Annotated in this window: 19 protein-coding genes; 1 reads left to right on the top strand and 18 read right to left on the bottom strand. The window is 47.7% G+C overall.

The annotated features are described in order from the left end of the window. Nucleotides 1-3: 3 nt before the first annotated feature. From AC0L4K_RS21200 to murJ, 17 genes are all read right to left on the bottom strand, one after another. Nucleotides 4-399 carry a type IV pilin protein gene (locus AC0L4K_RS21200; protein ID WP_473267796.1) on the bottom strand — a complete coding sequence of 132 codons (396 nt, stop codon included), beginning with the start codon at nucleotides 397-399 and terminating at the stop codon, nucleotides 4-6. After that, the gene (locus AC0L4K_RS21195; protein ID WP_473267795.1) at nucleotides 396-5,099 is read right to left on the bottom strand and encodes a pilus assembly protein; all 4,704 of its coding nucleotides are present in this window, start codon (nucleotides 5,097-5,099) and stop codon (nucleotides 396-398) included. The genes AC0L4K_RS21200 and AC0L4K_RS21195 overlap by 4 nt, the downstream gene beginning before the upstream one ends. Before the next feature lie 31 nt (nucleotides 5,100-5,130). Beyond that, nucleotides 5,131-5,580, bottom strand: coding sequence for a pilus assembly PilX family protein (locus tag AC0L4K_RS21190; RefSeq protein ID WP_473267794.1), 450 nt, complete (start codon nucleotides 5,578-5,580; stop codon nucleotides 5,131-5,133). Beyond that, nucleotides 5,577-6,545 (bottom strand): PilW family protein, encoded by a 969-nt coding sequence (locus tag AC0L4K_RS21185; RefSeq protein WP_473267793.1) that lies wholly within the window; start codon nucleotides 6,543-6,545, stop codon nucleotides 5,577-5,579. Before AC0L4K_RS21185 ends, AC0L4K_RS21190 begins: the two co-directional genes overlap by 4 nt. A gap of 3 nt (nucleotides 6,546-6,548) precedes the next feature. Then, nucleotides 6,549-6,986, bottom strand: coding sequence for a type IV pilus modification protein PilV (gene pilV, locus AC0L4K_RS21180; RefSeq protein WP_473269259.1), 438 nt, complete (start codon nucleotides 6,984-6,986; stop codon nucleotides 6,549-6,551). Next, nucleotides 6,986-7,471 carry a GspH/FimT family pseudopilin gene (locus AC0L4K_RS21175; protein ID WP_473269258.1) on the bottom strand — a complete coding sequence of 162 codons (486 nt, stop codon included), beginning with the start codon at nucleotides 7,469-7,471 and terminating at the stop codon, nucleotides 6,986-6,988. The genes pilV (AC0L4K_RS21180) and AC0L4K_RS21175 overlap by 1 nt, the downstream gene beginning before the upstream one ends. A gap of 234 nt (nucleotides 7,472-7,705) precedes the next feature. Continuing rightward, the gene (locus AC0L4K_RS21170) at nucleotides 7,706-8,197 is read right to left on the bottom strand and encodes a GspH/FimT family pseudopilin (protein ID WP_473267792.1); all 492 of its coding nucleotides are present in this window, start codon (nucleotides 8,195-8,197) and stop codon (nucleotides 7,706-7,708) included. Between the two features lie 11 nt (nucleotides 8,198-8,208). Then, entirely contained in the window at nucleotides 8,209-8,649 is a 441-nt protein-coding gene (locus AC0L4K_RS21165; protein ID WP_473267791.1) for a type IV pilin protein, read from the bottom strand. Then, nucleotides 8,649-11,426 carry a pilus assembly protein gene (locus AC0L4K_RS21160; RefSeq protein ID WP_473267790.1) on the bottom strand — a complete coding sequence of 926 codons (2,778 nt, stop codon included), beginning with the start codon at nucleotides 11,424-11,426 and terminating at the stop codon, nucleotides 8,649-8,651. Before AC0L4K_RS21160 ends, AC0L4K_RS21165 begins: the two co-directional genes overlap by 1 nt. 4 nt (nucleotides 11,427-11,430) lie before the next feature. Beyond that, on the bottom strand, nucleotides 11,431-12,003 hold the full coding sequence (locus AC0L4K_RS21155; protein WP_473267789.1) for a pilus assembly PilX family protein: 573 nt from the start codon (nucleotides 12,001-12,003) through the stop codon (nucleotides 11,431-11,433). 2 nt (nucleotides 12,004-12,005) lie between these two features. Further along, the gene (locus tag AC0L4K_RS21150) at nucleotides 12,006-12,713 is read right to left on the bottom strand and encodes a PilW family protein (RefSeq protein ID WP_473267788.1); all 708 of its coding nucleotides are present in this window, start codon (nucleotides 12,711-12,713) and stop codon (nucleotides 12,006-12,008) included. Further along, nucleotides 12,710-13,231 carry a type IV pilus modification protein PilV gene (gene pilV, locus AC0L4K_RS21145; protein WP_473267787.1) on the bottom strand — a complete coding sequence of 174 codons (522 nt, stop codon included), beginning with the start codon at nucleotides 13,229-13,231 and terminating at the stop codon, nucleotides 12,710-12,712. Before pilV (AC0L4K_RS21145) ends, AC0L4K_RS21150 begins: the two co-directional genes overlap by 4 nt. Nucleotides 13,232-13,340: 109 nt before the next feature. Continuing rightward, a complete protein-coding gene (locus AC0L4K_RS21140) occupies nucleotides 13,341-13,784 on the bottom strand; it encodes an FKBP-type peptidyl-prolyl cis-trans isomerase (RefSeq protein ID WP_417227682.1) in 444 nt (147 codons plus the stop codon). Nucleotides 13,785-13,795: 11 nt separating this feature from the next. Further along, on the bottom strand, nucleotides 13,796-14,290 hold the full coding sequence (lspA, locus tag AC0L4K_RS21135) for a signal peptidase II (RefSeq protein ID WP_473267785.1): 495 nt from the start codon (nucleotides 14,288-14,290) through the stop codon (nucleotides 13,796-13,798). A gap of 10 nt (nucleotides 14,291-14,300) precedes the next feature. Then, on the bottom strand, nucleotides 14,301-17,105 hold the full coding sequence (gene ileS / locus AC0L4K_RS21130) for an isoleucine--tRNA ligase (RefSeq protein WP_473267784.1): 2,805 nt from the start codon (nucleotides 17,103-17,105) through the stop codon (nucleotides 14,301-14,303). A gap of 37 nt (nucleotides 17,106-17,142) precedes the next feature. Next, nucleotides 17,143-18,075 carry a bifunctional riboflavin kinase/FAD synthetase gene (gene ribF / locus AC0L4K_RS21125; RefSeq protein ID WP_417227685.1) on the bottom strand — a complete coding sequence of 311 codons (933 nt, stop codon included), beginning with the start codon at nucleotides 18,073-18,075 and terminating at the stop codon, nucleotides 17,143-17,145. Nucleotides 18,076-18,167: 92 nt separating this feature from the next. Next, on the bottom strand, nucleotides 18,168-19,664 hold the full coding sequence (gene murJ / locus AC0L4K_RS21120; protein ID WP_473269257.1) for a murein biosynthesis integral membrane protein MurJ: 1,497 nt from the start codon (nucleotides 19,662-19,664) through the stop codon (nucleotides 18,168-18,170). 388 nt (nucleotides 19,665-20,052) lie between these two features. Here murJ and rpsT point away from each other — a divergent pair, with 388 nt between their 5' ends. Further along, nucleotides 20,053-20,319, top strand: a complete 267-nt coding sequence (gene rpsT, locus AC0L4K_RS21115; protein WP_417227686.1) for a 30S ribosomal protein S20 — start codon at nucleotides 20,053-20,055, stop codon at nucleotides 20,317-20,319. Nucleotides 20,320-20,394: 75 nt separating this feature from the next. On the opposite strand, the gene proB is transcribed toward rpsT, so the two are convergent. Next, complete coding sequence (gene proB / locus AC0L4K_RS21110; RefSeq protein ID WP_473267783.1) at nucleotides 20,395-21,519, bottom strand: glutamate 5-kinase; 1,125 nt, start codon at nucleotides 21,517-21,519, stop codon at nucleotides 20,395-20,397. Nucleotides 21,520-21,555 lie beyond the last annotated feature (36 nt).

Below are 21,555 nucleotides of genomic sequence, written 5' to 3'. Positions count from 1 at the left end.
AAATCACCAACAATCCGTCTCAGCAGCACCTTTTTGCCCAGTATGGGTAAGCGTCATGTTGCCACACCGATCACCCGCCATGCCATTTTTAGGCGCCGCCCGAAGCGTATATGTTGTGGCTGTAGAGGCTGGCACAGACAAATCATAATACTTATCCGTGCCATCTCTAGGCGATTCGTTAAACGGCAGAGCCGCACCGGTATAAGCACCACTCACCGTATAATGCCGCTCGAGGAATTGAGCTAAAGAGGTTAAGCTTCCCTGAGCATCAACTCGCCGACTTTGAGCAATTTGCTCCTTATAACTAGGATAAGCAATAGCCGAAATAATTCCAACAATAGCGACAACGATCATCAGCTCTATCAATGTAAAGCCCTGCTCCTGCTTTATTCGAGTCATCGAATCTCTCTCCAAGCCTTACGCCCTTCGTTAAATGTGCCGTTAAACACAGGACAGTTGATAGCCTCACTACTACTGCTACTCAAGCATGCTCTGATAGCCCCTCCGCTAGTCGGATCAACCTCCTTCACAAAGGACCCATCACCTAAGTTGGTAAACCCGCCCTCACCTTGATTGAGCATTACACCTGAACCAATCAAGTTCTCTGTTGTAGGCTGACCATTCTCATCAGTCGCAGGAACTTCAACCAAATCATCGACATCAAATACCCCATCACCGTTGTAATCAAATGTCGTATTATTCAGCGTAGCGCCTGTCTCATAATCGAGTGCCATAATCCAACTACTACCACCGACAGCACAGGGGTCTGAAGACGGTATTTTAGTCGCGAAAAGAACCTGACCAAGGCGCAACACCGGCCGGGTATTAACCAACTCACCCACGGCACCACTGCCGCCATCGGAGATGGATAATGCAAGATCTAAATACCAGCCTTTATCCGATGTATAATCAAACGCATTTTTGCTCGTCACACGTACACCATTGCTGCCAATCGAGCCTTCAAACAAGATCTCCTGTTGCAGCAAATTCGTCCGATCACTAATCACAGAGCCTATATCCAACACGCCGTAGAGTGATTGCACCTGAGGTGAAGCTGGGACTTCATTGTCACCACTCAGATAATAACTACCTGTACCAAACAACACCATATGACGGCCCTTACTATCATAAACCGTGTTTATAGGCCCAGTTATAGGTTGGACATTACCATCCGCATCTTTCGCAACAAAAAATGGCACCGGTGTTACTCCACTTAATAAGCCAAGCGGTGGAGTCCACAGTGTAGGTAAAGCGCCTTTCAGGTCAAACCGCCAAACATTGCCCAGCGTATCCCCAATAATCAATCGATCAACAATTTTATCCCGGTTAAGATCGAGTACAGAAGGCTGGCCTAAGCCACCAGTCGTAGGGATCACGAAATCTTTGATAATCGATCCATCAGCCACATTCAAGATCCAAATATGCCCCTGAGTTGCTCCATGTGAAAAGCCACTCGACACAATGACCCCAAACTTGCCATTCGGCAGAGGCGAGATAAACGGCTGTTGAATCAACACCCCCATATCCTTGTGTCTAAACTCCCAGAGTACGTCGTCCTCGGTCATACTTTCAGGATCACTAATATCCAATAATGAAACCCCTGCTCCCCCGGCACCCAAGGTGACCGCTGCAACAGTTTTCCATCCTGAAGTTACGCCTGACGGCACATCACCTGGTGCAAACCAAGCATCATTCGCTCTAGGAATACCATCAACATAATATCGATGCCCATAATCAGGATTGACCAACTCATGAAGGTTATTGAAGACACCCGACGGTACATAGGCAAACAACTCTTTACCACCGTCAGCACCTAAGGTTGCATTAAACCCATGCAACATCCCATCATTTGCCCCTACCAACAGAACAGGCGGCTTAGCCGTATAGGTAGTAGAGCTACGATAGGTTTTATAATCCTCACGAATGGTTGTGGTAAACGGAGAGCCTAAGCGACTAAAACCATAATTGCTCTGTCCTACATATTGAGGTGATGAATTAACGATATCACCTAAACGACTACCTCTTCGTCTGAATGACTTCGATGTATCAGTTATTGTTTGTTCATCGGCACGACTGCCCCGCAGAAAATCTAATCGTTTCTGAGCAACGGCGGCGGTTGTTAATGCACCACCCGCCGGCGTAAGTTTCAGCATTTCCTGCTGTTCTGTCGACAGGTCGGCCCACTTGAAATCAACACCGCTCTCATTCAGCGTCACTCCCGTCAGAAGGTCCTCTGTCGCGTAAGTACTGGTGAAAATTTTACGGTTAGCAAGCTCGGATTCTGCCACTGAATCCAGCACATCGGCGACACTCCAAGTATCCGCTGTCGCCAACACACCCGCCGCATTGATTTCACGGGCAACTAGGTCACCTGACCAGAGCGTCGAATCCATCAACGCATTAAAGAGTGCGGAGTCGGTGTCTAAACGCGAGCTATTCGCCGTCAACGCTGATGCAGCACCTTTCACCGACGCCGCAATTGAAGCAAACGCATCCGTTAAACCATCTACCATTTTGCGAGCATCGCCGGCGGTATAGAAGTTGTCCGCTCTCTTATAATTACTACCTGATTCATCAGGATCTAACACATCTGTATTGGTATACCACCACCATTCAGGCAGCGGTGCTGTGCGACTATAAGGATCACCTAAAGATTGCTCATTACACTCAGCGCCTACCGGGGTGTAACTAGAATCGGAACAACTCGGGTGTTTACGAACAACGAAACCACCATATTTAGCTGTTAACCAAAACTGATTATTTCTCAAATTCCGTAAATATTGATTCTCAAGCACATCAACCCAGTAGGTTTGTATGGTCTGTGTTCCCGCGAAGTCAACAGGGCGCTGATCAACGGTATTGGCATCGTAAGCAAGACCCGCCATAAAGGCAGAGTTATTACGACCAGAATAAGAGTTTGCGCCTGTAGTAATTGAGATACCTTCAAGCGCCGCAATTTTGTTAGTCGCCGTGATCACATCAACGGTATCATCATCTTTAACTTCATCAGGTTTAACAGGTTCATCTTTGCTACTAGTAGATCCCTCAGTCGGTAAGTTTTTATCTCGGTGGGTATTCACATCACCAATACCCAAAATAACGTTTTTCTGGCAAGCATACTGAATGGGATCATCCCAACTGCGAATAACTGGGAAATCGTCAACCCATTTAGCTCGCTCGGTGCTTCCAGGATTTGAGTTATGGGCAGGTGATTTAGTGTAATATTCTCCAATATTACCTTGATGTTTATAATATCTCAGCGCTGTGTAATACAGCTCACTCACAGGGTCAATACTCTTGAAATTATTGGTATTTAATTCGCCAAATTTATTCAGATAATTAAGCACACCACTATCCGAGACGGAAACACCACTTCCATAATAAGAACCCGTATCTGATGCATCGGAGGGGTCAGGGTTCTGAATCATAACACCAGTATCCGGATCCCACTCCTTATTATTATTTGTGATTAAGCCTGACACAGGATCTAGCTCAGTCGGGCCAACAAATTTCTGGCGCGCCCGCAGCACGCCTCCATCACGAAGCATATTCGAATCATTCAGATAACCAAAAATACTATAGCGAATATTATCAGAATAGCGCTGAATCAATCCCTCAGGCTTCCAATTGCTACCATACTGCTTACAGTTACTCTCTACCCCCACAGTAGGGTCACACACTTTAACCCTCACTGCGGCAAGGTATTCATCACTGCCAGCAGGATCATAAATTTTAGTCGTTTCGCCCGCTTCAGTAATCGTTAAATCATCTAGATAATAATTATTATCTAGAATGAAAGCACTTCGAGTATAGAGATGGCCAAAATCATTATGATTGTTATCCCTATAGCTAGTAATAGTTTTTTCCTGATTGCCACCAGCATCATAAAATGTCAATTTATACTTATTATCGCCTGTCGATTCAAATACAAAACGATACCACTCCGCTCCTGAATGCTCCCACTTCTCTTCTCTATTAGGAGACCGTAGACTTGACCTGCCGGAGGAAATACGAGTACGACTACCATCATCCCAACGGTCGATACTTATCCTGTCTCTCTTAACACTAAAACCATATCCATCACCGTTACTATCAAGTAATGCTATTTGATCATTCGCAGTATTAAGTATGGAATTTACACTACCAACTAAGCCTCCTATTAATGTTCCATCAAGCGCACCAACAGATAGCAATTTATTATCGTAGTACCAACCTTCAAACTTAAAGTTATCAAAATCCGCATCGTCGTTGGCAGAAAATGTTTTATTCCCACTACTATAAACAGCAAGCGCCTTACCATCACCATCCGATGAAAGTATGGAGGTTTGACCAACACCCAAGCCTACACCCAGGCCTAAGCCTAAATCCACGTTAGTAAACGTTTCTACACCTACGCCCACTAAGGCATCAAGCCCAAACCCATTACTCCAACCTGAATTAAAAGTGGTATCCCTCAAAAAAACCGTCGAATCTGTTGTTTCATTGGTGAAGCCACTGTTTGAAGGTAAAACAAACTTCATCTGATGGCCCAACCCGGCCACATAAGATTCGAACTTATTGGTTGAAAAAGGCGTCGCATTTCCTACAACCGAGGTCCCTTCTATTTTGCGATAGTTAAAATATGTGTTTTGACCCGTATGCCGAGCTTTTTGCAGCCAGGTTTCTGTTTCCGTATCAACCACACGATAACCACCCGTCAACGCCCAACGAAAAGGGTCGATTGTTTGCGTAGTCGCCCAGTTTAAAAAATTACCACTCCAAACGTCTCCGGGACATTTATAGTTGCTGGTGACACTCACCGGATAAAAATGCCGTTTTTCCTCGTCGGTATCATATTGATAGCGATAGCACTTATGTGAATCAAAATAACCAACACTCTCACTATTTTCATTGTAACTACCGATATTCGCGGCACTTAATACGGTGGGCCACTCAACCGATGGCACTAAGGCTAAATTACCAGGCACATTACCCTCGCCTAAAAATAGCGGCACCTGTGCAACCGTAGAGGCAACACCTTGAAAAGACAGGAGGCTAGCAACAACAGCAACTAAATAACTCCGGTTTGTGAACACACGCTGCTTCATTAAGTGTTTCATTGTAAAGCCTCCCTTAACGTAATAGACATATTCACTCTTCCACCACGTATATTGATTCAAGTTGCACGCCGGATTGTCCAGATAATCCCGCTGATAACGATCTGACTCGGATAACAGCCCCCGAAGGGAGTGCATCAATCGATGTACTCACGTAGATATCGGCTAATAATTCAGCTTCCCATGACGGCACTTCATTTACCGAAAAGGAAGAGGCATAAGTCCCGTTGGTTGCATTATCAGGATCTAGAGCACCACTAAAATAATCAGTGCGCGCTTCGCGCTCCCCTTCGCGCAAGCCCGCTTCTGCCGCATTAAAGGCAGAACTTCGGTCACGCAGGTTACCCGACATTTTTTCTTGCATAGTGGTACCTTGCATTGAGCTGATACCAATAAAGGATAAAACTAATAAAAAGATGAGCGAGATGATTAATACCGCCCCTTGCTCTTTCTGTTTATAACAACGCGTACAGTGGGTAATCATGGCAATCGATTCCTCAACGCAACGGTGGTGGTAAAGTCATGCTCAATATCGTCATCTCTCACAGTGACCGTTACCCTTACGGCGACAACATCCCCCCAATCACTAATCGCATCCGCGTCTGAAGAATAATCTAATGCTGAGCCTGCGCCTGAAGCGATACCATAAAAAACATTCAGATCAGTTACACCTTCAACCAGTGCCTCGTTATCCGCCGCCGCACCATTTCCATAGCTCACTTTTCGCAGAGCAGTGCCTGTTGAGCCATCTCCATCACCAACATAATAGAGAGTACTAGAAAGCTTAGAAATTGACGTTCCGCTACTTAAATATGAGTGACTCAATGGTTGAGACTTATTAGCAACATTTATAAGGCTGTTTAATAATGATGGGCCCGTACCTATCTCTATCGGAGCGCTGTCATCAGCGGCTGTATTTTGGAACAAATCACATCCAACGGCATCAGAGAGAAGAAGAATGGCACCAGAATCTGCCCCACCAGTCACGGAAAGTGTTTTCACAGTTGAATCGAGGTCTGCTGTAAGCTCAACACCGGAATCCTCTGCTGCATGCTTCACAATAACAAGATCAGTATTCGCCTGATAGCCTGTACCGGCTAAGTCGCTTTCAAAAAAAGCACCGGACGCATCGGTCCAACCTTTAAGTGGACTATTCAGGTCATAAGCATCTGGTTCATAAGCACTAGCGCCTGTGTCAATCAGATCCACAACTTCTCCCCAGCAATTACTTCTATTGCCAGTATTACGCAGATCCTCGGCTAATATTTCCAAGGCAAAGCGTCCATTTTCCTGAACCCGAGACAAGGAGGCATTACTATTAAAACTGGCAGAGCTACCCATAAATACGGCAAGTACACCGCCAACGATAAACACACCAAGAACCAGAGAGATCATCAACTCTATCAGGCTGAAGCCGGTCTCTCGCTTGTTTGGTATCGATGTTAACATCCTTTAAAACTCCATCTGATAGCTAAAGTTAGTCAACACAGTATCACTGGTATCACCTTCAGCTCGAATCCTTGCTCTATTATCATTCCAGCTAATCGTAATTGTTACTTTACGGGTATCGTTCCATACCAACTGACCCGCCGCATTTGCGCCCAACGTTGAAACGACTCTAGCGTCCCACTCGGCCCGGTCACCAGGTTCACCGTCATTATAATCGCCAGCCAGTGCCGAACCAGGGGCTGCTCTTATCCGGTCGGCAAGATCATAGGCTAAGAATGTTGCTTGGGAGCGATAATAAGAACCATTATTACTTTTCAACGCCATCGTTTGCAGCGCCGCAACCGAAAGCAGCCCAACCGAGATAATAACAACCGCGATCAATACCTCGATAAGTGATGACCCTTGCTCGGCCCTCCACTTAACTTTATAACCTGAAATCATCAGCAACTGCCCTCCTTCATTGCAGTACTTCCACTGCTATTTACCGAAAGACAACGGCTGTCGCTACTATTTTGAATCTGAATACTGCCTGTCGTTGTTGCTCGGCCTGAGCGCTCAAACACAAGACCGTTAGCAGCACCTGATACGGTAATAGCAACCGCCTCCCACATTCTAACAACGGTCACATCCGCTGCTGTTTCCAAATCGGCTCCTTGCTGTGTCACTACCACCCAGCCACTACTCCAATCGGCGCCAAACTGGCAGGCGGTAAATGTACTATTCGCCCGGCAGACGGCAGCATTTGTACGCTGATCAAGAGCTTCGGATCGCGCCAACTGAGCTGCAGTACTCACACTATGAGCGACAGCGCGAAGTGTATTGGATTCGATAACGGAATTAAAACTTGGAATACCAACACCAAGCAGGATACCCAACACAACAAGCGTCACCATCAACTCAATCAGTGTAAAACCGGATTGTTTCATTTTTAACAAAAAATCACCCCTCTACTCTTCATCTATAATCATTATAGATTGAAGCAAACTCCTTTTGCTTATCGCATTGGTTATATTTTAGCCAACAAAACAGCGGTTAGTGCATTAGGATTACCCAAAACAGTGAATTACTATCAGATAATGATAATAAAAAGAATAAGATTAAACCAATTTTGCACGATCTGTAACTGATTTAGCGCTTATATTTGAACAAAGTGAACGATTTCAGCCTAACCGAATACGCCCTGAAGAGTGAATAACTAGTGTTTTTTGTGATGTACTGCCTGATACCTTAACAACAAAGGTACCGGTATCAGCTGTTGTGCCGGCGGCACTAAGACGAATTTTAGTTCGACCCGCAATCGAAACAGTTACGCCGGTGGGGAAGCCCACCTGCCTGAGACGCAAATCGTCTGTCGCAGCATAAGCGCCATCACCATTCTGATCGATATAGATCATAATGCCTGCATCCCAGAGATTACCACAGGTGTCGGCATTTGGATCAAGCGGACACAGCGTCACCGCCTTCTTCCCTGCCACCGCTTCGTAACGTGCTTGGCTGTAACTGTCCTTTAGTAATTGAGTAACGGTATTTAAGCGCTGCGACCGAAAATAACCCGAGAGCGATGGCACACCCACCATGATAAGAATCAACAGCACACTCAACGTAACCATCAACTCAATCAGCGTAAAACCCATCAGTTTTTTAATGTTCATATACGCTCCACTCACCAACAATCCGCTACCCCAGCCGATCCGCTCGCGGTCTGCTTTCCTGATTGATCCAACCCTAACGAGCCGCACTCATCCGATGCTTGCCCACCAATAGGCTTCGCTAACACACTAAAACCATTTTTATTTGGACCACCACTAAACTGATAACGAGCCGCCATCCGCCCTTCAGTGACGCAAGACAAAGCCATCAATAGATCGTCATTATTGTCGCCATTAGCATCAACTAAGTTATAACCGAGATCAGCCGCGTACCGACGCTCCATTTGTTGCGCCATATCCAACAGACATAGCCGAGCGGATTCTCGCCAGCTATTTTGAATATGCTGCATATAGGAAGGATAAGCGATCGCCGATAACAGCCCAACAATTGCCACCGCGATCATCAGCTCAATCAAGGTAAAGCCTCGTGTAGAGCGCGAGCATGAAAGGTTCATCAGTTACGCTCCAAATAACGCCAACTGGCTCGGCCAGTATCTTCCGGTGCTAATTGAACACGATCAACATCAAGTTCATCATCATTATGGATACGCTGTAGACCGTCACCATCAACCAACTCGGTCACCCCGGTACCATTCCCTGCTCGCATACCCGAAGCACTTACTTTGGTAGTGCCATCGGCATCAGTGACCTTATCATCGTCATCGAAATCCCCATCACGGTTATAATCCACCGAAACATAACTGAGACGGCTGCCGGTATAGCGATTTAACTCCATCTCCCAACCGTATCCACCCGCCTCACATGGATCATTGGTATAGGTAAGGGTTGAAAAGATCACTCGAGACCCGCGCAGTACCGGTGTACTCAATACTCGCTCACCTAACTGATCAGAAGTACCTGTACTATTGGGCGTTTGTAAATCCATATACCAGCCCTGATCAGTACTATCGAGACTATTATTGGTTGTCAATCTCAGTTCGCGACTCTCGCCGTCAAAAGAGTAGAACCCTTGGGCATAGATAGACTGCTGCTGTAACGCACCTCGCCCCAAAGTGATCTCAGCACCGCTATCTACAATGCCATAAAATGTTTGCAGACTTGTCGCTGACTTATCAGCAAATTCAAAATCCTTACCGGTACCAAAATAGATCATATTATCGCCGGATGCATTCTCTGATACCGCCAAGCGTGAAGTGATTGGCTGAATATCATCAGCACTACAGGACGTACTCGTACACGCCTGAAAGACCTTATAATCCAATGACCAGTTAATAGGATCAACATCGTTCAGATCAAACTTCCAAACATTACCGTATAAGTCACCACCATAAATAACATTGACCGTTTGCCCATCATCACTGATCGGTGCAAGGGTCGACATACCATTCGGGCTATCCAACCCTGTAGGAGCTTCATCTAAACCGACATTGGTGGACAATTTAATCAAGGAGGAGCCGCTATCCAACCCTTGCAGATAGATAACAGCATCACCTGACTGACTGGTGTGATCATCATTAACGGTATTGTTATAACCATTACCGAAAACAAGATACCAGTTGTTATCGCGCAACTTAACAATAGCGGGACGGGCATAGCTATAGCCCATATCGTCATCATTCGCATCGGTAAACTCTAGCTGAAAAATATCATTAGCATTACCTTCTGAAAAACGGGTAGGATTGGTTACATCGAGAACATACACGCCCTGCCCGCCAGCATTTAATCCACCTGCTAACAGCGTCCGCCATTGGCCATCAACATAAGCATCCTGCACCGTTGGCGTGCCATCGACATAGTATCGATGCGTGTATTCGGTATCTGTCAACTCACTTAGCCCAGACAACAACACCGATGGAATATAGGCTAATAACTCTTTGCCATCAGAAGCGCGAAAGCCATGCAGCATGCCATCATTTGCACCGACATAGATCATCGGCTCGCGGGAAGCATAGGTCTTTTTAAAGGCGCGATAACTGGCTGAACTGTTATAGGCTGAAGGGTTAGCGACATAGATAGGGTTTGAATGGACGATATCCCCGAGTAACGAGTTGCGACGGCGATAACTATCAAAGTCTTTTCCTCGGATATACTGAAGCAGTGACTGTTTTTGATGAAACAAAGCGGCCCTTTCGCTACTTGAAAAGCTCTTCCAACGAAAAGAAATTCCGGTATTGCCTTTATTCGTTATGATTTTCCGCTGACCCCAACTCGGAATTTCTGCAGATGCCTGCCATAGAGGCGTTTCAGCTACCTCCAACAAACCACTCGTTGTATTAACCGTTGTTTCATAGGCACTCAACTCTCCGCTCCAGTCAGTGGTATTGTAGCCCGCTTGATAAATATCCAACCCACTAGAAACATAGCCACTGGTCGCACTCAACCGCGTATTACTAAATACCTTGCGACTGATATCAGCAAAGATACTTTTTAGCGAGGTCAGTAACTCAGTTTCATTCCCTGCAATGAGATACTCACCATGCCCTTTTTCTGCCGCATCCTTCAACATAGGAAAGTCGATATCGAAACCAACCGTGTAGGTATACATATTTTGCAGACCCGGCTGATCACTCATATCGGTATCCCAGCCAAACTTAGCTAAATCATCGAGGTAATACCACCGGTCACGAACTAACTCTTTTCCGTTTTCAGACGCACTGTCGTCATCAGAATCATCCCAGTTTGGCAACGTATCTTCTGGGTCATCTGGATCATTTAAGTTCTTGAAATTATTATCACGATAAGGCTCTCCATCCGTTATCACCACCGTAAAATTCTTCTGACATTGGCTAGTAATGGGAGAGGTATATTGACTATTTTTATGCTCAAAATGCCCTTTCATTCCACGAAAGTAACGAGTGATTTCATAATACGCCTCTGAGATTGGCGTCCAATCTTCAGCTTTATATGTGCTCAACTTTGATATCAACTGATCTTTTGTGCTGCCGCAGTTAAGATCAACTTGCCCACCGTCATCATAGTTCAACCGTGCCAGCCCAATACGCATACCGTCGCCGGATTGGACAACCGCTTTAGCCGCCGATATCGCTTGCTCCATTTTAGAGTCGTCATGCATATTGGTAGAACTACTAGGACGATCTCTCATACTCCCCGAAGTATCCATCAGCAGCATTACATTAGGCTGTGCTGTTTCCGCCACATCAATCGGCACATTACTAATCGAGTAATCAGTAGCCATGGCCGGAGCGGCCATCACGACGCAAGCAGCACTTATCGGTGCTGCAATCCATCTCAACATCCTTGCTCTATTCATAGTCTCACCTGAAACGTTTGCGATATTCACTTTGGAGGATGACTTCACTTTCACCACTCTTACCCGTATTACGACTTAAGTGGCGAAATAAGCTCACCCCCGTCGTCTCGCCGTAGTCATACCCTTGAGTTTTGTCATCCGGGGTAAAGCCTGTCAGCTCAAGCGATACCTTCGGCTGCTTATGCACTGAGGTTAACGGTTCAGCATTAAATGCTGTTACCGCCTGCGCGCCAACTTCCCATTGACTAACCGTCGTTAAATCTAATAGTTTATTTTTGAGTTCACTGCTACTGCGACTATCAACCACGAAATCAGACAAACCCGCCTTTAGATCACTGAACTGGACTAACTCTGGAGTTGAGCTTTGACTGGCAAGCCATTGTTCAGAATAAAAAAGCCCCGTTTCAGAGGCCTCAAAGGCAATAGCCAGATCCTGCATATTGGCCGCCATACGTGACTGCATCACATTGCTTTTCAAAGATGTCGAAGCCATTAAGGCCATTACTAATAATAAAATCAACGCAACAATCAGCGTTGCCCCTTGCTGCCTAATAATCAATCGGTTTACGTTAGCCATGATCAAAGCACCGCATTTCTTAGCATCGCTGTTGCTGTATAAACTTGATAAAGCCGCCGGTCAGAGGTATCAACATTGGCAAACGGAAAGACCAATACCTGAGGCTGATCTGTCACCCCACTGCCAAAACTACTCACCAGCAAACTAAAACGCACGGTAATAACATCTTCCCAGTCCGCCGCTGACATATCCGCGAAGACTTTATAGCTATCCACTAAGTCGTCATTATTGCTATCGACCCCATACTCAAACGCCAACCCTGCAACGCCTTCAACTAACGGTTGATTCTTGCGATAAAGAGAAATGCGGCCAACGCCTGTATCACCCACATAGTAGGTCACGCCAGCTCCCTCTAACCCAGGCAGATAAATAATGTTACTTTTAATGCTGCTCTGGGTGATGACTAAATTCCCATATTCATCTTCAAAGTCTTTGACCGTCTTTGCGGTATTTTCAACCCCCAACACGGTCTCATCGGATGAAGAATCAACACCACTTTGACGTAGGTCTCTCATGAGTATGTTGATGGCAAATCGACCGTTTTCTTGCACTTCTGACATAGCATCCTGCAACTGATAGGTGCGCGAAGAAGCAACAAATGCCGCGAGCATTGCCGTGGTTAATAACAGACCGATCACTGAGGAGATCATTAACTCAACTAACGTAAAGCCTCGTTGCGCTAGGAAAGAAGCATACGGACGGCGCTTCATAACTCCACCTCATGCTGATAACTGGACGTATTACCATCATCACGCCGACCATTCCAGTTCACGGTAATGGTGATGGTTTGGGCTTTTCGAGAGATCATCGCATCGCCACCGGGAAGATAAGTAGAGACTCGTCCTAACCAATCAAAGATATCGCTGTAAGCTAATTGATGACCTGCATTTAAACCGGCGGTACTGTTAAAGGCATCTACAGTCTGCGACAGTTTGAGGGAATAAGCGTCAGCCAGTGCAGCCTGGCGATTGAGACGAATTCGGTCGGCCATATCACTGGCCATCATGACCGCTTGAGTACGCAGATATGCGCTTTGATTCTGCTGTACGCCGCGCACCTGCATCGCCATCATACCGGACAGACCGATAGCAACAAGCACCAGCGTAACCAGTACTTCAATCAGGGTAACGCCGCGCTCAATAAAAGAAAAAAACGATTTACGAGGTTCGTGGCGATGAAAAAAGAGGCTGTAGAAATAAAATTTTGACTTACATGTGGATCTACACATCACAACATCCTTGTCGCAATTAATGCAGATAATGTAGTCAACAAAAATTAAAAATGCCAGTCAGTCACCCGCTTGATGAGCAAATCACTGACCTAAAGCATCATTTGAATTATTCGACCGTTAGAATCTTAACTTCAAATTTTAGATTTTTACCCGCAAGAGGGTGATTAAAATCGATAGTGACCATACGTTCATCAAACTCAGCAACCACACCGGGAAGCTCACTGTCAGAACCATCAGCAAACGAAACAACCAGCCCTGGCTCCAACACCATGTCGCCAAACTGCTTGCGCGGCAGACGCTGCATATTACTAGGGTTGGACATACCAAAGCCCTGTTCAGGCAGGATATCAATCACCGCCTCATCGCCGGCCTTCATGCCTAATAGTGCTTTTTCAAAGCCATCTAACAGCTGACCATCGCCCACCACAAAAGTGGCTGGTTTACTCTCAAAGTTGGAATCAACCACCTGCCCATCGGCCAGCTTAATAGCAAAATGCAGCGTAACCGTTGCATCAGGTGCGATTGTCTGTGGTGACATATGTTGTGACATAGCTCAGACCTTTATTTAGATTTATTGCCAGTATCGGAAGACCATAACATATCGATAATCAGCATGCCCGCACCGATCGTTATCGCCGTATCTGCCAGATTAAAGGCGGGAAAGTAATAACCGTTATAGTGCAGCGAGATAAAATCGACCACATATCCGTGCACCACCCGATCATACAGATTACCCAAAGCTCCGCCCAACACCAGCGCGAGACCTGCACCTAACCACCGTTGCTGCCGAGGTGTACGGCCTAGCCAGACCACCAAAACGGCACTCACCGCCAAGGCGATCAGCGCAAACAACCAACGCTGCCAGCCCCCGGCTGACGCCAGAAAGCTGAACGCAGCCCCTGTATTATGCAACAGAGTTAGGTCAAATACCGGCAACTGAGGATGCGCCACACCATAGGGTAACAGACGGCTGGCCTGATACTTGGTCAACAGATCCAGCACAATCACAGCGGCTGCCAACCACAACCAAGGCAACGCAGTACGAGGTGAACTCACAGCACTGACCTCAGGCGAAGCTACGCTGTTCACCGCTACCAACAACGTTTTCGACGCAACGATCACACAGTTCTTCATGCTCGGCGTGACGGCCAACATCTTCACGATGATGCCAGCAGCGACCACATTTCGCTTGTTCACTCTTAACCACAGCGACACTCAACCCTTCCAGCTCAGTAGCTACCGCATCAGCCGCTTCAGCCGCTGGACGTACCGCCGCTTTTGAGGTGATCAGGACGAAACGCAACTCATCCTCAAGTTTTTCCAACTGAGCCGCTAAAGTCGGTTCACAATAGAGTGTAACTTCCGCTTCGAGGCTGCTGCCGATATGGCCAGCATTACGCTGATTTTCCAGCTCTTTATTGACTGCCGTTTTAACCGCCAAAACTTGCTGCCAGTAATCACGTCCCAGTTCAGCGTTGTCATCCAGCTTAGTCAAACCGGTATATGAGGTGGTCAGCTGTACTGATTCAACCCGATCACCCGGCAGCTCTTTCCAGATTTCATCCGCTGTGAAGCTCAGAATCGGTGCAATCCAGCGCACCATGGCTTCAACAATATGATACAACGCAGTCTGACAAGAGCGTCGTGCAACGGAATCAGATTTCGCGGTGTACTGACGATCTTTAATAATATCCAGATAGAAACCGCCCAGGTCCAAAGAACAGAAATGGGAAATCTTCTGATAAACCTGCAACATCTGATATTGATCATAGTGACCCGCCAGTTCATCCTGCAAACGAGCCGCACGATCGATCGCCCAGCGATCCAGCGCCACCATATCAGCAGGCGCGACCATATCCGTTGCCGGATTAAAGCCCTCAAGGTTCGCCAAAAAGAAGCGTGCAGTGTTACGAATCCGACGATAGGCATCGGCGGTACGTTTCAGAATCTCATCAGAAACGGTCATCTCAGAACTAAAGTCCGTTGATGCTACCCAGAGGCGCAAGATATCCGCGCCATATTTGTTCATGACTTCCTGCGGAGAAACAACGTTACCCACCGATTTAGACATCTTCCGACCATCACCATCAACGGTAAAGCCATGAGTCAGAACCTGTTTATAAGGTGCACAACCTTTGATGGCGATACTGGTTTTCAGTGAAGACTGGAACCAGCCCCGGTGCTGATCCGAACCTTCCAGATACATATCAGCCGGGAACTGCAGGCCTTCAGTGCGGTCCAGTACCGAGTAGTGAGTCACACCGGAATCAAACCAAACATCCAAGGTATCCAGCACTTTTTCGTATTGGTCGGCGTCATCGCCCAACAATTCGCTCGCATCCAGATCAAACCAAGCATCAATACCGGTCTGTTCTACTTTGAGCGCGACTTCCTCGATCAAGCGAGGCGTTTCAGGGTGTAGCTCAGCCGTGGTTTTATGCACGAAGAGCGCAATTGGTACGCCCCAAGTCCGTTGACGGGAAACACACCAGTCAGGGCTCTGTTCAACCATTGATTCAATACGGTTCTGGCCCCAACCTGGGAACCACTCAACTTCTTTAATGGCGGCTAAAGCGTCTTTCTTAAGCCCTTTCGCTTCCATACTGATAAACCATTGCGGTGTCGCACGGTAGATCAACGGCGTTTTAGTACGCCAGCAGTGGGGATAACTATGGCTAAATTTATTCTTAAGAATGAGGCGATTGTTGGCTTCCAGCGCCGCGACAATCGTATCTTCAACTTTATACACATGCTGACCCGCAAACTCGCCAGCATTTTCAGTGAAAACACCATCCGGGCCTACCAGATTTAGCGTACCGATACCGTAAGCACGACCCACATTGAAATCTTCTACTCCATGATCAGGCGCGGTATGCACTGCACCGGTACCCGCATCAATAGTGACATGATCACCCAAAATAACCGGCACTTGCTTATCGTAAAACGGATGTTGCAGTGCCTGATGCTCCAACGCTTCACCTTTACAGTGACCAACAATGCGGTACTCTTCAACGCCATAACGCTGCATGGCATCTTCAACCAAAGCCTCGGCAATAAGCAAACGCTCACTACCGACCTGCACCAAGACATAGTCCAGCTCAGCATTCAGCGATACCGCTTGGTTAGCCGGCAGCGTCCAAGGAGTAGTTGTCCAGATAACAACGGTGGCTTCACCTTCTCCAGAAAGATCACTAAAGCAACTAAGGAAAGCCGCTTGATCAACCGGGGCAAAACGCACATCAATAGCCAGTGAAGTTTTATCCTGATATTCCACTTCGGCTTCCGCCAAAGCAGAACTACCCACAACACTCCAATAAACTGGCTTATAACCCTTCACTAGATGGCCGTTCTCAGCGATACGTCCCAGCGCCCGAATAATATTCGCTTCGGTGCCGAAGTTCATGGTCAAGTAAGGGTTTTCCCAGTCGCCCAACACACCCAAGCGGATAAAGTCTTTCTTCTGGCCTTCGACCTGACGGGTTGCGTATTCGCGGCATTTCTTACGGAAATCACTGTAAGAAACTTTAACGCCAGCTTTGCCGATCTTCTTCTCAACATTGTGCTCAATCGGCAGACCATGGCAGTCCCAACCCGGCACATAGGGTGCATCAAAGCCCGCCATGGTGCGGGACTTAACAATAATGTCTTTCAGAATTTTATTGACCGCATGACCGATATGAATATCGCCGTTCGCGTAGGGAGGGCCATCATGCAAAATAAATTTAGGCCGACCGGCACTGACTTCACGAATCTTTTGGTAAAGATCCATTTTCTGCCACTGTTTCAGCATCTGCGGCTCTTTCTGAGCCAGATTGCCGCGCATCGGGAACTTAGTATTCGGTAAGTTCAGGGTCGGTTTATAATCGGTCATTGTCGTATCGCTTCTGAATCGTCTAGTTTGGCCTTACTTACAAGGCACCTGTCAGAAAGTAGTTCCTGACCTGTTGAATATCGTTATTTATCTGTTGTTTCAGCGCATCCAGCCCATCAAATTTCTGTTCTGGACGAATAAACGTTTTAAATTCTACTGTCAGTAGTTGACCATAAAGATCACCCGCCCAATCAAACAGGTGGGCTTCCAGCACCGGTTGTTTACCATTGACCGTCGGACGCATGCCAATATTAGCAACCCCCTGGGCTGACAGGTTTTTTCCGGTCACCGTGACTGCATAAACACCTTTGAGCGGTGAGTGGAACCGATGCATACGCACATTAGCCGTTGGAACACCGATGGTACGCCCCAATTCTTGGCCGTGCATAACACGCCCTGTTACACGGTAAGGACGGCCTAGCAGCCCACAAGCCAAGGCCAGATCATTATTCTGCAAAGCGTTGCGGATACGGGTACTGCTGACCCGCTCGCCATCCACATCAAATGTTTCGGTATTCACGACACTGAAACCATAGCGTTCACCGCTCTGGCGTAGCATGTTGTAATCGCCACTACGGTCACAACCAAAACGAAAATCATCACCTACCACAAAATGCCGTACCGCCAAGCCTTTGAGTAGCAGTTCATCAACAAACTGATCTGCACTCATGGTGCGCAAGCGCTCGTTAAAGGTTAAACACAGCACCCGGTCGACGCCCTGAGCTTGTAACAGCCGGACTTTCTCATCGAAGCGAGTTAACCGTGGTGGCGCTTGATTACCGGCAAAAAACTCCCGTGGCTGTGGTTCAAAAATGATCACCACCGCCGGCAGGCCCAACTCTTTGCCTTTACGCAGCACCTGTGCCAACACCTGTTGATGACCCAGATGCACGCCATCAAAGTTGCCGATCGTTGCGACACAGCCTTTATGCTTGTCACGCAGATTATGCAAACCCCGAATTAGCTCCATGTCACCCCAATCTCATTGGCAAATAAAATAAGCGCGAAATTATACCCCAGTTAGAGCAATATTCGCTATCGGTCAACCGCGATATAGGGCGATTAATGGCGTAAATGCCGCAATCGCATCCCCGTAGCCACTAATACCAGCAGATAAATGACCGCGCCACCGCCAACAAGAATCGCCATCTGCGTTACCCGCTGCCATAGATCAAACCCTAACCAATGCGCCGGTGACCCCACCAGAAACAGCAAAAAACCAATCATCGCTGCATTTGCCAGCCCCATCCGCATCAACCAGCGAAGCCAGCCCGACTGCCAAGTGAAAACGCCTTCTTTTAGCAAACCACGCAATAATAAGCCCGCATTCAGAAAGGCCGACAGCGTCGTCGCTAATGCTAACCCAACATGATCCAACGGCCAGATTAGTATCAGATTTAACACCATATTGATGACCATCGCATAGATGCCGATTTTAACCGGCGTCTTAGTATCCTGACGAGAATAATAACCCGGCGCGAGCACCTTGATCAGCATAAAGGCCAGCAAACCGCAGGCGTAGGCACGCAAGCTCATAGCCGCCATGGTGACATCACGATCCGTCATCTCACCATAATGGAATAAGGTTGCCAGCAAAGGCTCCGCCAGCACCAGCAACGCCATGGCGGCAGGCAAGCCGATCAGCAACACCATCCGCATCGCCCAATCAAGAGTACGGGAGAAGTTTTCGGTACTTTTCTCCGCGTGTTTGCGGGATAAACTTGGCAGGATTACCGTGGCAATCGCAATGCCAAACACACCCAACGGCAACTCAGCTAAACGATCCGAATAATAGAGCCAAGAAACACTGCCAGTCTGTAAAAAAGACGCCAACAAAGTATCCAGTAACAGGTTGATTTGGCTCACCGACACACCAAACAAAGCCGGAATCATTAATTTAAGGATGCGTTTAACACCCTCATCCTGAAACCCCAAGACAGGCTTAGGCAACAACTGCAGTCGCCACAGAAACGGAACCTGAAACAGCAACTGCACCGATCCAGCAATCAAAACACCGAACGCTAACGCCATCACCGGCTGTTCAAACAATGGCTGCATCCACATCGCCGCACCAATCAAAGAAAGATTGAGCAACACAGGGGTAAAGGCGGGCACCGCAAAGCGCTCATAACTATTCAGAATACTGCCCGCTAGCGCCGTTAATGAGATCAGCAGCAAATAGGGGAAGGTATACCGCAGCATCTCCACGGCAAGTTCGTAGCGCAGCGGATCATTGAGATAAAAACCTGGCGCAAAGATAGCAGCCAACACCGGCGCCCCTAAAACACCCATAGCCGTGACGAGCAACAACACCAACCCAAGACTACCCGCCACTCGATCAACAAGCTGCTTAACCGCCGCCAGATCCTTCAGGCTGCGATATTCTGACAACACCGGCACAAACGCCTGAGAAAAAGCCCCCTCAGCGAACAGGCGGCGTAAAAAATTGGGAATTTTAAAGGCGACAAAAAAGGCATCAGCACTACTACCCGCGCCGAAATAGTTCGCGACCACCACATCACGGGCCAACCCCAACACCCGCGATAACATCGTCATCATCCCGACCAACGCACTCGAGCGCAGTAAGCTACGCGCTTTAGGCGCTTTACCCGGAGGGGTATTATCGGACTGCGGACAACCCGGTTCAGGGTTCTCGGGAGGCGTTTCTGTTCTGCTCAATGCTCTGCTTTCCTGCCAGCCAAAATGGAATGAGGCCGATAATACCGATTAAGCCGTCAAAATGCTTGCGCAAACAAAACGACAAGACAACAAATCCACCGACTTAGCTCACTTTATTGCGACTTACCTGTTGACACTCAGGCCACAAACATGAATAATCTCGCGTCTTAATTTTAGATGTCCGATCGTTTAGTAATAGACCTACGGGCATCTCAATATCGATTATTTTACATCGATTAACTTTTACACTATTTAGAGGAGTCGGATTGTGGCAAATTCCGCAGGATCCCGTAAACGCGCTCGCCAAGCTGAGACGCGCCGTCAAAATAACGCGAGCCTGCGTTCCATGGTTCGCACTTACGTTAAACGAGTTGTAGCCGCTATTGAAGCAGGCGATCACGCTGCTGCAACTGCTGCATTCGTTACCGCTCAGCCATTGATGGACAGCGCAGTAACTAAAGGCATTTTCAACAAGAACCAGGTTGCACGTAAGAAAAGTCGCCTGAATGCCTCTATCAAGAAATTGGCTGCTTAATCTCTCTGAGACATAAGCATTAAAAAAACCGGCCTTGGCCGGTTTTTTTTGCTGCAAAATATCAACAAACCAAATTCAAACCAACACCAAGTTATCCCGGTGCACCAACTCCTGCTCACCAACAAACCCTAGCACCGTTTCTATATGCGAGCTCGGATGACCAATAATCTTCTGCGCATCCTCGACACCATAGTTCACCAGTCCACGCGCTACTGCTCGCCCCTGCTCATCAGCAATCACGACCATTTCGCCACGCGAGAAAGATCCGCTCACCGCTTTAACACCTGCCGGCAAAAGACTCTTACCACGCTCAACCAAAGCAACCACCGCACCTGCATCGAGAGTCAAGGTGCCACGCGCCTGAAGATGCCCAGCAATCCATTGCTTACGCGCCGCCATGGGCGACTGCTCAGGCTTCAGCACCGTACCCAACACCTCAGCATCCCGCAGACGCAGTAAAACATTATCTTCCCGACCACTCGCAATCACCGTCACTGCACCCGACCGCGCCGCCAACTTCGCTGCACGTACCTTGGTTGCCATGCCGCCCTGCCCCAGACGCCCACCACCGCCAGCCATCGCGTCCAGTGAGCGATCACCGGCCATCGCCTCAGAAATCAAAGCAGCATCAGGATTGGAACGCGGATCAGCAGTGTACAGACCATTCTGATCGGTCAACAGAATCAAGGCATCCGCCTCAACCAAATTAGCCACCAGCGCACCAAGGGTATCATTATCACCAAAGCGGATCTCTTTGGTAACCACGGTATCATTCTCATTCACCACCGGCACCACCCCCACCGACAACAAAGTCCTCAGGGTCGCCTGAGCATTGAGATAACGCTTACGATTCGAGTGATCCTCATGGGTCAGCAGAATTTGCGCCGTTAAGGCATTATGGCGGCGAAAGTTGGTTTCATAAGCCTGCACCAACCCCATCTGCCCAACCGCCGCAGCCGCCTGAAGCTTATACACTTCATAAGGCCGCTCTTTCCAACCGAGGCGCACAATTCCTTCAGCGATTGAGCCCGAGGACACCAGCACAACTTCAAGGCCATCCCGGCGCAATTGAGCTAACTGATCGACCCAACGACCAATAGCCGCCAGATCCAACCCCTCACCATCATTTGTCAGTAACGCACTGCCAATTTTAACAACCCATCGACGAGATGTTTTCAGTTTATTACGCGCTGAGCTCACGGCTAACTACTCTCTTGAAAGACACAACTAAAAGGC

The organism is Amphritea sp. GJ51-11 (genome assembly GCF_055808735.1).
Note: the sequence above shows the minus strand (reverse complement) of the source record. Positions and strands in the feature narration are given on the sequence as shown.

Bases quoted from the DNA above. Each gene is read 5' to 3' on its own strand.
- pilV (WP_473267787.1), bottom strand. From the start codon at position 13,231: ATGTGTAGATCCACATGTAAGTCAAAATTTTATTTCTACAGCCTCTTT.
- murJ (WP_473269257.1), bottom strand. From the start codon at position 19,664: ATGATGACGATGTTATCGCGGGTGTTGGGGTTGGCCCGTGATGTGGTG.
- ileS (WP_473267784.1), bottom strand. From the start codon at position 17,105: ATGACCGATTATAAACCGACCCTGAACTTACCGAATACTAAGTTCCCG.
- AC0L4K_RS21195 (WP_473267795.1), bottom strand. From the start codon at position 5,099: ATGAAACACTTAATGAAGCAGCGTGTGTTCACAAACCGGAGTTATTTA.
- AC0L4K_RS21155 (WP_473267789.1), bottom strand. From the start codon at position 12,003: ATGGCTAACGTAAACCGATTGATTATTAGGCAGCAAGGGGCAACGCTG.
- AC0L4K_RS21185 (WP_473267793.1), bottom strand. From the start codon at position 6,545: ATGTTAACATCGATACCAAACAAGCGAGAGACCGGCTTCAGCCTGATA.
- AC0L4K_RS21175 (WP_473269258.1), bottom strand. From the start codon at position 7,471: ATGAAACAATCCGGTTTTACACTGATTGAGTTGATGGTGACGCTTGTT.
- AC0L4K_RS21170 (WP_473267792.1), bottom strand. From the start codon at position 8,197: ATGAACATTAAAAAACTGATGGGTTTTACGCTGATTGAGTTGATGGTT.
- ribF (WP_417227685.1), bottom strand. From the start codon at position 18,075: ATGGAGCTAATTCGGGGTTTGCATAATCTGCGTGACAAGCATAAAGGC.
- AC0L4K_RS21190 (WP_473267794.1), bottom strand. From the start codon at position 5,580: ATGATTACCCACTGTACGCGTTGTTATAAACAGAAAGAGCAAGGGGCG.
- AC0L4K_RS21140 (WP_417227682.1), bottom strand. From the start codon at position 13,784: ATGTCACAACATATGTCACCACAGACAATCGCACCTGATGCAACGGTT.
- AC0L4K_RS21165 (WP_473267791.1), bottom strand. From the start codon at position 8,649: ATGAACCTTTCATGCTCGCGCTCTACACGAGGCTTTACCTTGATTGAG.
- AC0L4K_RS21160 (WP_473267790.1), bottom strand. From the start codon at position 11,426: ATGAATAGAGCAAGGATGTTGAGATGGATTGCAGCACCGATAAGTGCT.
- pilV (WP_473269259.1), bottom strand. From the start codon at position 6,986: ATGATTTCAGGTTATAAAGTTAAGTGGAGGGCCGAGCAAGGGTCATCA.
- AC0L4K_RS21200 (WP_473267796.1), bottom strand. From the start codon at position 399: ATGACTCGAATAAAGCAGGAGCAGGGCTTTACATTGATAGAGCTGATG.
- AC0L4K_RS21150 (WP_473267788.1), bottom strand. From the start codon at position 12,713: ATGAAGCGCCGTCCGTATGCTTCTTTCCTAGCGCAACGAGGCTTTACG.